Here is a 15,291-nt window from a genome sequence, read left to right as displayed (position 1 = left end):
TCAATCCTTGAGCAGGTCGGAAGTGGAAGGCGCGTTGATGGGGGATGCGTGCGCGCTCGTGAGCGCGTCGCCGACGGCCTTCCATTGAGCGAATGTGGAGTCGGTTTTAAGTTGGCTCGCTGCGATCAGCAGGCTGGCCGACAGGCCGGTAGCGGTGCTGGCCTGGCGGCAGCGCATCAGCCAGTCCAGGCGATCCATGGAGGTAATGCGTGGCGGTTTCAGTTGGCTGCTGAAGACGTCTATTTCGCTGGCACTCCAGCCACACAGGCGGGCGAGATGCGCGTTGATTTCGTCACTGGTGTTTTGCGCTGCGCTATCGGGCGGTGTGTTGGCCTGCCTGAAGTAGTCGAGCATGTGTTCTTCGGTCATGCCTAGGCGGTCAATGCAATGCTTGAACTGCTGCATGAGGCAAAGGGTGTGCGGGGTCAGTTCAAGTAACGAAGATGCTTGATAGTCACTGTCCAGCCAGTGCGGGTTTATCAGAAACTGATCAAGCGCCTGGCGGCTGAGCGGCAATTGCAGAGCATCGACGGCGTGAGGCAATAGCAATATCAAGTAGCCGAGGGTTTGCAGGGGTGGGGCAGCGGGCGCGTGTAAGCGCAGGAAATGGCCGTAATGGTCATATTTTTCATAACCGTTGCCATTGCCTGGCAGCTGGGGGGCGGCGTGGATGATGCCTTTGAGACGTATATACAGCGCCCACAATTCATCCCGCACCGTGTTCAGCAGTTTTTCAAGCTTGGGTTTGACTACTTTGATGATCTCGGTTGTGCGGTCGGATTGCGTGCTGATGACAAGGGAAGACAGCATTTCATTGAGCGCCTCCTCAATGCGCGTCTCTGAGCGCATCCTTTTCAGTGCTTGCTGGACAAGGGATTCCCAGTTTACGGCGGGCAACCGCTGTTTTTCATCATCAGGTTGCTGGGGAAGGTTGAGCAGGTTCAAGTGTTTGGAATAAGAAGCCTGATCATAGGCCGCGAACTCTTTCAACAGCAGGGTGATAGCCGGGTCCTGGACCTGCTGCTCGAGCAAAAGCTGGCGCCTTAACAGTGACAGGCTGTCGCCGTTCTCCTTGAACCAATGGCTGGCCCATTCCAGGTGCATGAGCATATCGAGAAAGTCAGTCGCGCCCTTCGGCTTGCGGCGTAGCGTTGGGTGACGCAGTTGCGTAAGAAAGCTGGCCTTGCCGAGCAAGTGCGCCAGTTGTCGGCATTGCATGACCGACAAGCCGAACAGGCGAGCGATGCGCGCTTGCCGATAAAGTGCGCTGACGGTCTCGATCGTACGGGTTGCAGGCTTATCGACGATCAGCAGTTGCAACGAATCTTCGGTGTCTTGCAGGCCCAGCCCGGCGCAGAGTTGTTGCGCAGTCGTTGCGTCGAATGCATGGCCGTCCAGATACAGGGGCGGCAGGGCGGAACCTGCGCGATTGAACACCTGATCGAACAATGACACGCGCTCACCCGAGGCGTGAACGGGCAATTGATGGAGCCAGGCGGCAAACTCTTCGGCGTGCAAGCCGTAGCGCTTGCTCAGATAGCAAAAGACCCCCAGTGCCCGGAGCGTGTTATGGGTGATCAGCAGCCCGGGGTTGCTGGCACCTTCGCAGCGCATGGCACTGACCAGCAACGTGTCCAATTGCGCAAAAGGCAGGCCGAGCCAGCGCTGTAGGCGAATCATCCGGTGCAGCCTGTCGAAGCGTTCGAGGCTCACGTTGGCCAGTTTGCTGGGGGCGCCTTTGTCCAGGCCGATCGCGGGTGCAAGCGCAACGTCAGGGCCAGTCGCACCGTTAATGTAACAGGCACCGTAAGTAAAGCCGGTGTCCTGCTTGCAGTTAGGCGATTTGCGCGGTGCTTGTGTCTGTTGTGCCAGCAGCGCTTGAAGTTGTCCGGCATCCAGTTGCGTGTGGTGCAGAAAGTCAGTGACGTTTTCCAGCCCCTTCTCAGCCGTCCAGTTGAAGTACGTGAGATAGAAGATTTGCGCATCCTTCGCTGCTATCAGATCATTTTTCAGCATTGTCTGTTGTTCAGGGCTTAACCCTGATAACAGACACTGGACCTCATTATTTTGGCTAACGACTTGCCCATAAGTGCTGGTTTCTCCGGCTAGGGGCAGTCGGCGACTGATGCGATAGTTCAACTCCCCCAGCATCGGTTTGTCACCCGACAAGCCCAGCCAGCATTGCTGGTGGTGGAAATGATACGGCAGCGAAAACGGGTACCAGGTCTTGCTCAGTAGGATATAGGCGTCGCTGTCGTTGACGCCCGCAATATGGCGCAACAACGTCTGATTGACGATCGACAACATGGGCACCTGCTCCGCGACGCTGTGTTGGTCGATCAACAGCGCCTTCAGATCCACACGCCGGTCCGACAATTTGATCGCGTCTGCCCCCTCGGCATTCTCTTCCAGTTCCAGGGCGAACAGATAAAGCGCGCGCAGATAGGCAGCCGAAGAGTCGAGCGCTGCTATGGACGAGCTGGCGCAGAACTGTTTCCAGTTTTCGTTGAACAAGGCCTGGTAGGTGGCACTGGTATTGGCGGCCACAGGGACTTTATTGCGCAAGGACGAGCGATCCGGCGCGACTTGCTGTTCGCGAAACAACCTTTCCAGTTGCCTTGCAGCGCTTTGAGCCTTGCGATACACCGCGTGGGCATCGTCATCGTTGTAGGTGGCCAGTTGCTCAGCGAAGGCCTTTTCGCTGAGTCGCACAATGTCGAATACCGAACGAATGTCGAGGCGCTGCAGCGCGGTCTTGAAATCGTCCCGACCGGGGGCGGGAGGGCGTGTGTGATCAATCAGTTGCTCGAGCAATGAGCGGCTGTCGGTTGGCATATTCATACGTTCCTTCACGCCCGCCGATGGGGCCGGCGGGCAATGAAAAACGCTATCACGCAGGTTAACGGGGCCAGGCATAGCTATTTACAGGCATCGCCGGCCCCCGCCAATCGAGGCGTCCATACGCCAATACCACCTCAGTGCGAGGCATGAACCCTAGGCTTTACCGACCATTGTGCAAATACAGGTCATCTGATCATGTCTGCTTCCCTTCATCGAAATACGCCCTCGCTTGCAGCATTCGACCCCCGTGGGTTGACCGTGCGCAGCGTCGCTTATCTGCGCGCTACATCTGAGGCAGCGCCAACAGCCCGTGTCAGGCGCCACGTCTATGGGGCCAGCGGCCTGTTGCTCGAGCAATGGGACCCGCGCCTGCTTACCCGTAAATTGCGCGAACCGTCGACCGAGGCGAATCGGCTGTCGGTGTACAGCCTGTCCGGTACGCTGATCCGCAGCAAGGCGGTGGACGCCGGTACGCGTTTGATGCTGGCAGGACCATCGGGGCAATTGCTGCATGCCTGGGACGGGCGGGGTGCCTATCAGCGCCACGACTATGACGTCTTACAGCGTCCGGTGGCGGTGTTCGAACAAGCTGCCGGCGAAGCGCGAGCGCGGTGTGTCGAACGCTTGGTGTATGCCCTGCCAACGCCCGAGCACGTCGCGCTTAACTGCAGTGGACGTCTGCTACTCCATGCTGACCCGGCGGGCACGCAGGTGTTTGAGGAGTACGCAATGACCGGGCAAGCGCTGCGTCAAACCCGGCGGTTTCGCGAGGCGCCGGGCGAGGTGGACTGGCCGCTGGCCCAGGCCGACCAGGACCAGCAGTTGGAAAGCGTGCATTACGCCACTCGTTGGACGTTTGACGCCCTTGGCGGCACGCTGGAACAACTCGACGCCAAGGGAAACGCCCAACGATTCGCCTATGGGCTGGACGGGCAGATGAAGAATGTTCACCTCACCTTGAAAAGTGGCACGCGCAAGACCGTGATCGAGCGCTACCGCTACAATGCCGCCGGTCAGGTGGAAGCGGCCGTGTTGGGGAATGGCGTGACCAGCGAGGCCGCGTATCGGGCCGAGGATGGGCGTATGCACCGGCTGATGGCGTACCGCAAGAATGAGCTGGCGACGCCGTTACAGGATCTGAGCTACGAATATGATCCCGTGGGAAATGTTTCAAGCCAGCAGGATCAGGCGCAACCGACGAAATGGAGCCACAACACGCAAGTGGATGCTTCATATCGCTATGAATACGACTCGCTGTACCAACTGACCCAGGCGACTGGCCGGGAAAGCAGCGCCGCCGCCATCGGCCCGGCACTGCCCACGCGAGTTTCGTTCGGCTCGACCGATGCCGGCCTGTGGCGCAACTATACCCAGCACTACGTCTATGACGAGGGGGGTAACCTGACCCAATTGCGGCATGTGCCGTCCATTGGGGTCGGCTATACGCGCAACATGCACGTCGCCACCGGCAGTAATCGCGCGTTGTCGAGCGAACATCCGGTTGCCGAGTTCGCGCAGGGCTTTGATGCCAACGGCAATCAGCAACAGCTGGGGCGTAGCGTGCCGATGCAATGGAACGTGCGTAACCAACTGACTAAAGTCACGACAATTGCGCGAGAGAAGGGGGACACGGATGAGGAGGCCTATGTGTACGCAGGCGACGGCCAGCGTGCACTCAAGCTCACCCATCAGCAGGTGGCCGGCAGTCGGCAAACCGCGCGTGTGTATTACCTGCCGGGCCTGGAGATCCGCCATCGGCCGTTACGCCGGCTGAATGTGGTGCGCCTTGAAGTGGCGCGGTGCACGGTCGAGGTGTTGCAATGGGAGCTGGGGCTCGATGAGCGGGCCGCTGATGAAACCCTGCGTTTTTGCCTGACGGACCAGCAATCGAGTCATGGTCTGGAGTTGGGCGAACAGGCGCAGTTATTGAGCCAGGAGAGCTATTTTCCTTATGGGGGAACGGCGTGGTGGGCATCGCGCAGCGAGTTAGAGGGTAGCTACAAGACTCGCCGGTATTCAGGCAAAGAGTGTGACAGCAGCGGTTTGTACTACTACGGTTTCCGCTACTACGCCCCTTGGTTACAGCGCTGGATAAGCCCGGACCCCGTAGGGGATAGTGAAGCGTTGAATCCCTATCTCATGGCGTTCAACAACCCGATCACATTCGTTGATTCAATGGGACTGCTGCCGGTTGACGTGGAAAGTACCCAAATACGGGAAGGTATCATAGTCCTGCTGCTGGTCTTGCTGGGCCTGGGCGCGGGGGCGCTGTTTGGCAATGCGACGATGGGGGCTTCCGTTGGGGCGCTGGTGGGAGGTGTACTGTTTGGCGCCAGCCGCTTGAGTGCCTATCAACAAATGCAACCGCAGGCCCTGGCCAGGGCCGCGGAACAAGTGGAAGAAGTATTCGCCAGAAATGTTTCGGAGATGGCGATCTCGTTGGCGCAGCAGGCGCAGTTGACTCACGCAGAAACGGAGCGGATGGTGAATTTTGCCTATGGGCGCCGCCATGCGGACGAAGGCATTTCCCTGTATGTCTTTACGTCACCTCAGAAGCATATCTACGGTTACGCGGGGCCTGTGGACAAACCGGGAGACGTCGAAAAAATACTGAAGGTCAATCGTAACCCGATGCCCGAGTTGAAACGCAGGGGCTATGGCGCGGTACTGCTGCGAGGACCTGGGCGTGAGTCCGCTGCCGCGAGCAGTCAACAGGCGGGGCCAAGCGCGTTCGAGGTCGGGGCGACGACACAGGTTGCCGGCTCCAGCCGCGCGCGTGGCAGTCGGCAGGCGCAAGCCCAGCCGCCGACGGCGCCGACGGCGATGAGCGCCGCTGCCCCGCGGATGCAGATCGATACTTTGGCACTTGGAGGTGTCGACCCATCGAGCCGCGAGGGCCGCAGTATTGCCCTTACCCTCAGCCACTTGGGTGAAGGGCGTTTGGGCGCGGTTCACTGGCATTCTCACAGAGATCAACTGTGGTCCGCTGATTTGCATGGCTATGCCGCTTCTCGTGGCCGCGGCGCCTATCGGCTGATCTTGAGACACCTCGGTGGCCAGCAGTACCGAGTGGAAGGCATACGCAACCCACACCGCTAAAGCCGGTCGCTGCCAGGCGTCGGGGAATATCAGCGACTGCGTGTCGATGCGGTGGCTGCGTGGTTTTGCTAGAATGCGCGCCGCGCCGCCTGGCCGGCGTCCTTTTGCATCCGGTTCACCCTTTACGAGGGTAGCCACCTGGAGAGAACACCCATGACTCAACCGATTGTCGTGGCGGCACTGTACAAGTTCGTCACCCTCGAAGATTACGTCGCCCTGCGCGAGCCACTGCTGCAGGCGATGGTCGACAACGGCATCAAAGGCACCCTGCTGATCGCCGAAGAAGGCATCAACGGTACCGTTTCCGGCAGCCGCGAAGGCATCGACGGCCTGATGGCGTGGCTCAAGAACGACCCTCGCATGGACGACATCGACCACAAGGAGTCGTATTGCGATGACCAGCCGTTCTATCGCACCAAGGTCAAGCTCAAGAAAGAGATCGTGACCCTGGGCGTCGAAGGCGTCGACCCGAACAAGCAGGTCGGCACCTACGTCGACCCCAAGGACTGGAACGCGCTGATCAGCGACCCAGAAGTCTTGCTGATCGACACCCGCAACGACTACGAAGTGTCGATCGGCACCTTCGAAGGCGCGATCGATCCGAAAACCACCAGTTTTCGCGAATTTCCCGACTACATCAAAGCCAACTTCGACCCGGCGAAACACAAGAAAGTCGCCATGTTCTGCACCGGCGGCATTCGCTGCGAGAAAGCCTCGAGCTATATGCTCAATGAAGGCTTTGGCGAGGTCTATCATCTCAAGGGCGGTATCCTCAAATACCTCGAAGAGGTGCCGCAGGAAGAGACCAAGTGGCAGGGCGACTGCTTTGTTTTCGACAATCGCGTGACGGTGCGCCACGACTTGAGCGAAGGCGACTACGATCAATGTCATGCCTGCCGCACACCGGTGAGCGTGGAAGACCGCGCGTCCGAGCATTATGTGGCTGGCATCAGTTGCCCGCATTGCTGGGATAAGCTGCCGGAGAAAACCCGTCGCAGTGCCATCGACCGGCAGAAGCAGATCGAGCTGGCCAAGGCGCGCAATATGCCGCACCCGATTGGCTTCAACTACAAGCAAACCCCTTCCGAGGCTTGAACCATGCCCGCGCGCCTGCTCTATGTGATGGACCCGATGTGTTCCTGGTGCTGGGGCTTTGCCCCGGTGGCGCAGGCGCTGGTTGAGCAGGCCCGGGCGGCCGGTGTGGAGTTGCACCTGGTGGTGGGCGGCCTGCGCACCGGCAGCGGCGCGGCGCTGGAACCGACCACGCGGCGCTATATCCTCGAGCACTGGCAGGCGGTGACGGACGCCACCGGCCAGCCGTTCAAGCGCGAGGGCGCGCTGCCCGATGGGTTCGTCTATGACACCGAGCCTGCGTGCCGCGCCATCGTCACGGCGCGCAGCCTGGCGCCCGATTGCGCCTGGAAGCTGCTGGGGCTGATCCAGCAGGCGTTCTATGTAGAGGGCCGCGACGTCACCTCTGCCCACGTGCTGGTGGAGCTGGCCGAGCAGGCCGGGATCCCGCGTATCGAGTTTGCCGGCGAGTTCGACCGCGCCGAGCAGCACGCGGCCACAGCCGCCGATTTCACCTGGGTGCAGGACTTGGGCATTGCCGGCTTTCCGACCTTGCTGGCCGAGCGCAATGGTCAGTTGGCCTTGCTGACCAATGGTTACCAGCCGCTGTCCGAGCTTTCGCCTTTGCTGGGCCGATGGCTGGAGCGAGCCACCTGTGCATGATCAGCCCGACACGCCTGAAGCAACACGCACCGACCGCCTGACCTGGGCGGAAATTCGTCGCCTGGCTCTGCGTCACAGGAAATCCCTGTGGATCGCCAATAGCGTCGCAGTGCTCGCGACCTTGTGCAGCGTCCCCATCCCGTTGCTGCTACCGCTGCTGGTCGATGAAGTGCTGCTGGGCCGTGGCGATGCCGCGCTCAAGGTGATGAACAACTTCTTGCCGCTGGGCTGGCAGAAGGCCGCCGGCTATATCGGCCTGATGCTCCTGGTGACCCTGGCCCTGCGCTGCGGCGCACTGGTGTTCAACGTGGTGCAGGCGCGGCTGTTTGCACGGCTGGCCAAGGACATCGTCTACCGCATCCGCGTGCGGCTGATCGAACGGCTCAAGCGCATCTCCCTCGGCGAATACGAAAGCCTGGGCAGCGGCACGGTGACGACCCATCTGGTCACCGACCTGGACACCCTGGACAAATTTGTCGGCGAAACCCTCAGCCGCTTCCTGGTGGCGATGCTGACCCTGCTCGGCACCTCGGCCATCCTGGTGTGGATGCATTGGCAACTGGCGCTGCTGATCCTGCTGTTCAACCCGTTGGTGATCTACGCCACGGTGCAGTTGGGCAAGCGGGTCAAACACTTGAAGAAACTGGAAAACGACAGCACCTCGCGGTTCACCCAGGCGCTGACCGAAACCCTGGATGCCATCCAGGAAGTGCGCGCCGGCAACCGCCAGGGCTTTTTCCTCGGGCGCCTGGGCCAGCGGGCCCAGGAAGTGCGCGACTATGCCATTCACTCGCAATGGAAAACCGACGCCTCCAGCCGCGCCAGTGGCTTGCTCTTCCAGTTCGGCATCGACATATTCCGCGCAGCGGCGATGCTCACCGTGCTGTTTTCCGACCTGTCCATCGGCCAGATGCTCGCGGTGTTCAGTTACCTGTGGTTCATGATCGGCCCGGTGGAGCAATTGCTCAACCTGCAATACGCCTACTACGCGGCGGGCGGTGCGTTGACGCGCATCAACGAACTGCTGGCCCGCGCCGACGAGCCGCAATACGCAGGCGGTGCCGATCCTTTCAGCGAGCGTGCGACGGTGGGCATCGAAGTGCGCGGCCTGGACTTCGGTTACGGCGAGGAGCTGGTGCTCGACCAATTGAACCTGGCCATCGCACCGGGTGAGAAAGTGGCGATCGTCGGCGCCAGCGGTGGCGGCAAAAGTACCCTGGTGCAATTGTTGCTGGGCCTCTACACCCCGCAGGCGGGCACCATTCGTTTTGGCGGTGCGACCCAGCAGGAGATCGGCCTGGCAACCATTCGCGAAAATGTTGCGGTGGTGCTGCAGCACCCGGCGCTGTTCAACGATACGGTGCGCGCCAACCTGACCATGGGGCGCGAGCGTACGGATCAGACGTGCTGGCAGGCGCTGGAAATCGCCCAGCTGGAGGCCACCGTCAAGGCATTGCCGTTGGGCCTGGACAGCGTGGTTGGCCGCTCTGGCGTGCGCTTTTCCGGTGGTCAACGGCAACGCCTGGCCATTGCGCGCATGGTGTTGGCCGAGCCCAAGGTGGTGATTCTGGATGAAGCCACCTCGGCACTGGACGCGGCCACCGAGTACAACCTGCACCAGGCGCTGGCGCGGTTTCTCAGTGGGCGTACTACACTGATTATCGCCCACCGGCTTTCAGCGGTGAAGCAGGCCGATCGGGTACTGGTGTTCGATGGTGGGCGTATCGCCGAGGACGGCGACCATCAGCAATTGATTGCCGACGGCGGGCTGTACGCCAAATTGTATGGACACTTGCAACAAGTGCGGTGATTTGGCTTAGGCTGTGCGATCGGGAGCGGATTTTCGCGTGCGTATTAAGCTGTGCATGTGCAAGGGACTTCATGAAGCAAAAGCGGACTCTCGGAACGCCACGGCTGCTGGGCATTGTCTGGCCCTTTATTGCCGTTGTGCTGTTCCAGGCATTGTTAGGCTGCGTCAGTCTCTACGTGCTCTCGGCGGTGCGTGGCTATGTGGCTGGCGAAAGCCTATGGTCCAAGGGCCAGAAGGACGCCATCTACTACCTGACCCTCTACGCCGATAACCGCGAAGCGGCGACCTATCTCAAATACCAGCAAGCTATCGCCGTACCGCAAGGCGGGCATGAGTTGCGCATTGCGCTGGACCGCCCCACCCCGGATATAGCGGCTGCGCGCCAGGGCATCATCAAGGGGGGCAACCACCCGGACGACGTCTCCAGCCTGATCTGGCTGTATCTCAACTTTCGCCATTTCAGCTACCTGGAAAAAGCCATCGAACTCTGGACGGTGGGCGATGGCTACTTGTTGCAACTGGACGATCTCGCCCGGGAAATGCACGGCGCCATTGTCGCTGATCGGGTCAATGCCAACGATGTGCGCCAGTGGAAGGCTCGCATCACCGCGATCAACGAAGGTGTGACACCGGCGGCCAAGGCGTTCAGTGACGCACTGGGTGAAGGCTCGCGGATGATCCTGCGCCTGTTGCTGATCACGAACCTGGCCACGGCCCTGGGCCTGATCGTGCTGGCTCTGCTGCGCACGCACAAATTACTGGCCCAGCGCCATGCGTTCGCCGATGCCCTGCAGGCGGAGAAGGAGCGAGCGCAGATCACCCTGGAGTCGATTGGCGACGGTGTCATCACCACCGACGTGGACGGTGCGATTGCCTACATGAACCCCGCCGCCGAAGCGCTGACTCACTGGAAGTCGACGCAGGCCCAGGGCCTGCCGCTGGCGGCGTTGTTCAAATTGTTGGATGAAAACGCTGAGCCGGATGGTTTCACCCTGATCGAGCGCATCATCAAGGGTGAATTGAGTGGTGGCAGTGAACATTCCAAGTTGATCCAGCGCCTGGACGGCAGCACCGTCTCCGTGACCCTGGTTGGCGCGCCGATTCGCAGCGCCGGCAAGGTCAGCGGCGCGGTGCTGGTGCTGCATGACATGACCCAGGAGCGCCAGTACATCGCCAACCTTTCATGGCAGGCGACCCACGATGCCTTGACCGGCCTGGCCAACCGCCGCGAATTCGAATACCGCCTGGAGCAGGTGCTGCAGCAGGTGGCACGCCAGCAAAACGGCCGCCATGCCTTGATGTTTCTCGATCTGGACCAGTTCAAGCTGGTCAATGACACCTGCGGCCACGCCGCAGGCGACGAGCTGCTGCGCCACATTTGCGCGCTGCTGCAATCGGACCTGCGCGAAGGCGATACCTTGGCGCGGCTGGGCGGCGATGAGTTCGGCATTCTGCTGGAGAACTGCCCGGCACCGGTGGCCGAGAAGATCGCCGAGAGCCTGCGCCACACCGTACAGAGCCTGCATTTTGTGTGGAAGGGCCGACCGTTCATGACCACCGTCAGCATCGGCCTGGTGCACATCTCACAAGCCCCGACCACCCTGGAAACCTCCCTGCGTGCCGCCGATATGGCGTGCTACATGGCCAAGGAAAAGGGGCGTAACCGGGTGCAGGTGTATCACGCCGATGACTCGGAGCTGTCCCTGCGCTTTGGTGAGATGGCCTGGGTGCAGCGCCTGCACATGGCGCTGGAGGAGAACCGTTTTTGCCTGTACTCCCAGGAAATTTCGCCCCTGGGCCATACCGAAGCGGGCAGCGGGCACGTCGAAATTCTGCTGCGGCTGCACGACGAGGGAGGGCGAATCATCCTGCCCGACAGTTTTATTCCGGCAGCCGAGCGTTACGGCTTGATGACGTCCCTGGATCGATGGGTGGTAGAGAACGTCTTCAAGATCATTGCGCGTTGCATGCATGAGCGTCCGGGCCGACCTATGGCCATGTGTGCGATTAATCTGTCAGGAATAACGATTGGCGATGACGATTTTCTTGGTTTTTTATGTGAGAAATTCGGCACTTACAGCATCCCGCCGGAAATGATTTGTTTTGAAATAACTGAAACCAGTGCTATCGCCAATTTAGGCAGTGCGATTCGTTTTATTAATGAACTCAAAGCGTTAGGTTGCCATTTTTCCCTCGATGACTTTTGCGCCGGAATGTCCTCATTCGCTTATCTCAAACATTTACCTGTAGACTTCCTGAAGATCGATGGAAGTTTCGTAAAGGATATGCTGGACGACCCGATTAACCGCGCCATGGTCGAAGTGATCAATCACATCGGCCATGTCATGGGTAAACGTACCATTGCCGAGTTTGTTGAAACGTCGCAGATCGAACAGGCGTTACTTGAGATAGGTGTGGACTACGCTCAGGGCTACCTGATCGAACGTCCGCAATTGTTTACCTTTGATAGCTTGCAGTGCCGACCCGTGCGGCCACAGCCCCTGTTATTCAAGGCGCCCGGCACATTCCGCTGAAACTTTGCTGGTCTGTACATCACACTAAAAAAGGAGCCCTACAGTGATCGACGCATTCAACAGAACCGGCCCGCTTATGGAAGCCTCGAGTTACCCCGCCTGGGCGCAGCAATTGATCCAGGCCTGTAGCGAGAGCAAGCGTCGGGTTGTCGAACACGAACTGTACCAGCGCATGCGCGATAACACGCTCAGCGCCAAGACCATGCGCCACTACCTGATCGGTGGCTGGCCTGTGGTGGAGCAGTTTGCCTTGTACATGGCACAGAACCTCACCAAGACCAAGTTTGCCCGTCATCCTGGAGAGGACATGGCGCGACGCTGGTTGATGCGCAATATTCGCGTGGAATTGAACCACGCTGATTACTGGGTGCATTGGGCACGTGCCCATGGCGTCAGTCTCGAAGAGCTGCAGGCCCAGGACGTGCCACCGGAGTTGCACGCATTGAGTCATTGGTGCTGGCACACCAGCTCGGCTGATTCATTGATCGTTGCGATTGCCGCGACCAACTATGCCATCGAGGGGGCGACTGGGGAGTGGTCCGCCGTGGTCTGTTCCACCGGCGTATATGCCGCCGCTTTCCCGGAAGAAGAACGCAAGCGCGCGATGAAGTGGCTGAAGATGCACGCCCAGTATGATGACGCGCACCCCTGGGAAGCCCTGGAAATCATTTGCACACTGGCCGGCACGAACCCGAGCAAGGCCCTGCAGGTGGAGTTGCGCCAGGCGGTGTGCAAGAGCTACGACTATATGTACCTGTTCCTGGAAAGCTGCATGCGCCTGGAACAAGAGAAAGAAAAGGCGCCATCACTCGCTCGTGAGCGCCATGCTCGCGTCGCCAGCGAGGCGTGATGCACAGGCAATGGCGGGGTTTCACCCCGCCATTGCCAAGCGATTGCGGCCTTCGCGCTTGGCCACGTACAGCGCATTGTCGGCCCGGCGCAACAGGCTTTCTGCCGACTCGGCCGCCAGTAGCGTCGAGCAGCCCAGGCTTACCGTCAATTCGACCCGCGTCCCCTCCACCCAATAATCATGGGCCTGTGCCGCCTGGCGCAGTCGCTCGCCGACCATCCGCGCCGCATCGCGTCCGGTGTTGGAGAGCAGGATCAGAAACTCTTCCCCACCGAACCGAAACACCATGTCCACGTTGCGCAACTGGCTTTTGATCGCGGCGGCTACGGCTCGCAGTACGCTGTCGCCAGCGGTATGACCATGGGTGTCATTGACCTTCTTGAAGTGATCGATGTCCAGCATCAACAAGGACAGCGGGTGCATGTGGCGCCGAGCCATGTCGATTTCCCGTTGCAGGGTCTGGTCCATGGCGACGCGATTACCAGTTTCGGTCAAGGGGTCGCGCAGAGCACTGCGGGTGGCGGCGCGGTAGAGCAGGGCGTTGCGCATGGGGTAAAGCAACGTGGCGAGCAGGGATTCAAGCTGGCCCAATTCCTCTTCAATGAAACGTTGGTTGCGACGGAATATCAACTCGCCCAGGTGCTCGCCTTCATGGCTCAAGGTGTAGCTCACCGAGTGATGGCCGCGATGGCCGAACTCCAGGCGCAGATCGCTGATTGCATGGCGGTAGTGCAGGGCGTCCAGCGGCACCAGGCGTTGCACTTCGCGGAAGAACAGACCGAGGATGCGCTCCGGTTCCAGGCTGGTTTGCAATTGCTGGCTCAGTTGCTGGCGAAGCTGACCAAGGCTGGCGGGACGATGTGGACGAAGGGATGGCTGACCAAATCCCAGGCGTTGCAATTTGGCACTGTCAAAGTCAATTGCGTTGGTCTGGGTAGGTGTTTTCATACGCGGGCGGCCTCTAAGCACATGACTGTCTTACAGGCGGGATGAGAGTGGCAAGTGCCAAGCGTCTGACTGTTCCTTCAGTTCCGTAAAACATTGGAAACAGTTTAAACCGCTTTACGTCGGGTTATAAGCCCAGGGCACTGCCACACGTCTTATCATCACTTAACCTGCTTGAAAAGGGTTAGAGCCAGATTCGTGCCAAATCGTTTGAATTAATAAATAACTATATAAATCAATCAGCTGCTTTTTCCTGAAAGACAGTCGCCCCACCGCCGCGTCATTTCTCTGGCTAGTTTGAACGGGTGATTATGGGGTTACCAGTGTGGAACGGTCGATTTGGGCGATGGAGGTGACACCTGTCAGCGTCATTGCCACACGCATTTCCTTGGCGAAGATCTCCAGCAGGTTTTCCACGCCATGCTGGCCGTCGGCGGCCAGTGCATACACCGCGGAGCGCCCCAATAGGCAGGCCTTGGCGCCGAGCGCGAGCATGCGCACCACGTCGAGCCCGGAGCGAATGCCCGAATCCACCAGCACGGTGAGGTCATCGCCGACGGCCTCGGCAATCGGCGGCAACGCCTTGGCGGTAGATAGCACGCCATCCAGCTGACGGCCGCCATGGTTGGAGACCACGATGCCGTCGGCGCCGAAACTCACGGCATCCTTGGCATCCTGCGGGTCCAGAATGCCTTTGATGATCATCGGGCCTTTCCAGAACTCGCGGATCCACTCCAAGTCTTTCCAGCTGATCGACGGGTCGAAGTTATTGGCCAGCCAGCCAATGTAGTCTTCCAGATGGGTGGGTTTGCCCAGGTACCTGGAAATATTGCCGAGGTCGTGGGGGCGGCCCATCAAGCCTACATCGAACGCCCATTGCGGCTTGGTCATGGCCTGCAGTATCCGCCGTTGCGCCGCATAGGGCCCGGACATGCCCGAGTGCGCATCCCGGTAACGCGCGCCGGGGGTGGGCATATCGACGGTAAACACCAGTGTGGTCACACCCGCTGCCTGGGCCCGTTCCAGGGCATTGCGCATAAAGCCGCGGTCCTTGAGCACGTACAGCTGAAACCAGATCGACTGCGGGCTTTGCGAGGCCACTTCCTCAATCGGGCATACCGACACCGTCGACAGGCAGAAGGGCACGCCTTGGTTCGCCGCAGCCTTGGCCGCTTGCACTTCACCGCGGCGTGCGTACATGCCCGTCAAGCCGACTGGGCTGAGAATGACCGGCATCGCCTGTTCCTGGCCGAATAGCGTGGTTTTCAAGCTCAGGTTATCGACATTGCGCAAGATGCGTTGGCGCAGGCTGATCTCTGCCAGGTCCGAACTGTTGGCGCGCAGTGTGTGCTCGGCGTAGGCGCCGCCATCGATATAGTCGAATAGAAAACGTGGCAACTTGCGCTTGGCGGCAGCGCGGTAATCAGATGCGGACGAGATAATCATGCACGTGGGCTCCACTCGGCAAAGTGCTCCAC

At 60.0% G+C, this 15,291-nt stretch carries 9 protein-coding genes; 6 read left to right on the top strand and 3 right to left on the bottom strand.

Features of this window, described 5'->3' with window-relative positions; all coding sequences use genetic code 11:
* The gene (locus C4J94_RS18470; protein ID WP_256657730.1) at positions 1 to 2,835 is read right to left on the bottom strand and encodes a Tc toxin subunit A; all 2,835 of its coding nucleotides are present in this window, start codon (positions 2,833 to 2,835) and stop codon (positions 1 to 3) included.
* Between the two features lie 201 nt (positions 2,836 to 3,036).
* On the opposite strand from C4J94_RS18470, the gene C4J94_RS18465 reads away from it, so the two are divergent.
* From C4J94_RS18465 to C4J94_RS18440, 6 genes are all read left to right on the top strand, one after another.
* Complete coding sequence (locus tag C4J94_RS18465; RefSeq protein WP_124387478.1) at positions 3,037 to 5,940, top strand: RHS repeat domain-containing protein; 2,904 nt, start codon at positions 3,037 to 3,039, stop codon at positions 5,938 to 5,940.
* 153 nt (positions 5,941 to 6,093) lie between these two features.
* A complete protein-coding gene (locus C4J94_RS18460) occupies positions 6,094 to 7,035 on the top strand; it encodes a rhodanese-related sulfurtransferase (RefSeq protein WP_124387477.1) in 942 nt (313 codons plus the stop codon).
* Between the two features lie 3 nt (positions 7,036 to 7,038).
* Complete coding sequence (locus C4J94_RS18455) at positions 7,039 to 7,674, top strand: DsbA family protein (RefSeq protein ID WP_124387476.1); 636 nt, start codon at positions 7,039 to 7,041, stop codon at positions 7,672 to 7,674.
* On the top strand, positions 7,667 to 9,484 hold the full coding sequence (locus tag C4J94_RS18450) for an ABC transporter ATP-binding protein (RefSeq protein WP_124387475.1): 1,818 nt from the start codon (positions 7,667 to 7,669) through the stop codon (positions 9,482 to 9,484). The genes C4J94_RS18455 and C4J94_RS18450 overlap by 8 nt, the downstream gene beginning before the upstream one ends.
* Before the next feature lie 71 nt (positions 9,485 to 9,555).
* Complete coding sequence (locus C4J94_RS18445) at positions 9,556 to 12,018, top strand: EAL domain-containing protein (protein ID WP_124387474.1); 2,463 nt, start codon at positions 9,556 to 9,558, stop codon at positions 12,016 to 12,018.
* A 76-nt stretch (positions 12,019 to 12,094) separates the two neighbouring features.
* Entirely contained in the window at positions 12,095 to 12,868 is a 774-nt protein-coding gene (locus C4J94_RS18440; protein WP_372240902.1) for a TenA family transcriptional regulator, read from the top strand.
* Between the two features lie 21 nt (positions 12,869 to 12,889).
* On the opposite strand, the gene C4J94_RS18435 is transcribed toward C4J94_RS18440, so the two are convergent.
* Both C4J94_RS18435 and lldD read right to left on the bottom strand, forming a co-directional pair.
* A complete protein-coding gene (locus C4J94_RS18435; RefSeq protein ID WP_124387472.1) occupies positions 12,890 to 13,816 on the bottom strand; it encodes a GGDEF domain-containing protein in 927 nt (308 codons plus the stop codon).
* 306 nt (positions 13,817 to 14,122) lie between these two features.
* Entirely contained in the window at positions 14,123 to 15,259 is a 1,137-nt protein-coding gene (lldD, locus tag C4J94_RS18430; RefSeq protein ID WP_124387471.1) for an FMN-dependent L-lactate dehydrogenase LldD, read from the bottom strand.
* Positions 15,260 to 15,291 lie beyond the last annotated feature (32 nt).

It is taken from the genome of Pseudomonas sp. R5-89-07, assembly GCF_003851685.1.
Lineage (GTDB): Bacteria > Pseudomonadota > Gammaproteobacteria > Pseudomonadales > Pseudomonadaceae > Aquipseudomonas.
Note: the sequence above shows the minus strand (reverse complement) of the source record. Positions and strands in the feature narration are given on the sequence as shown.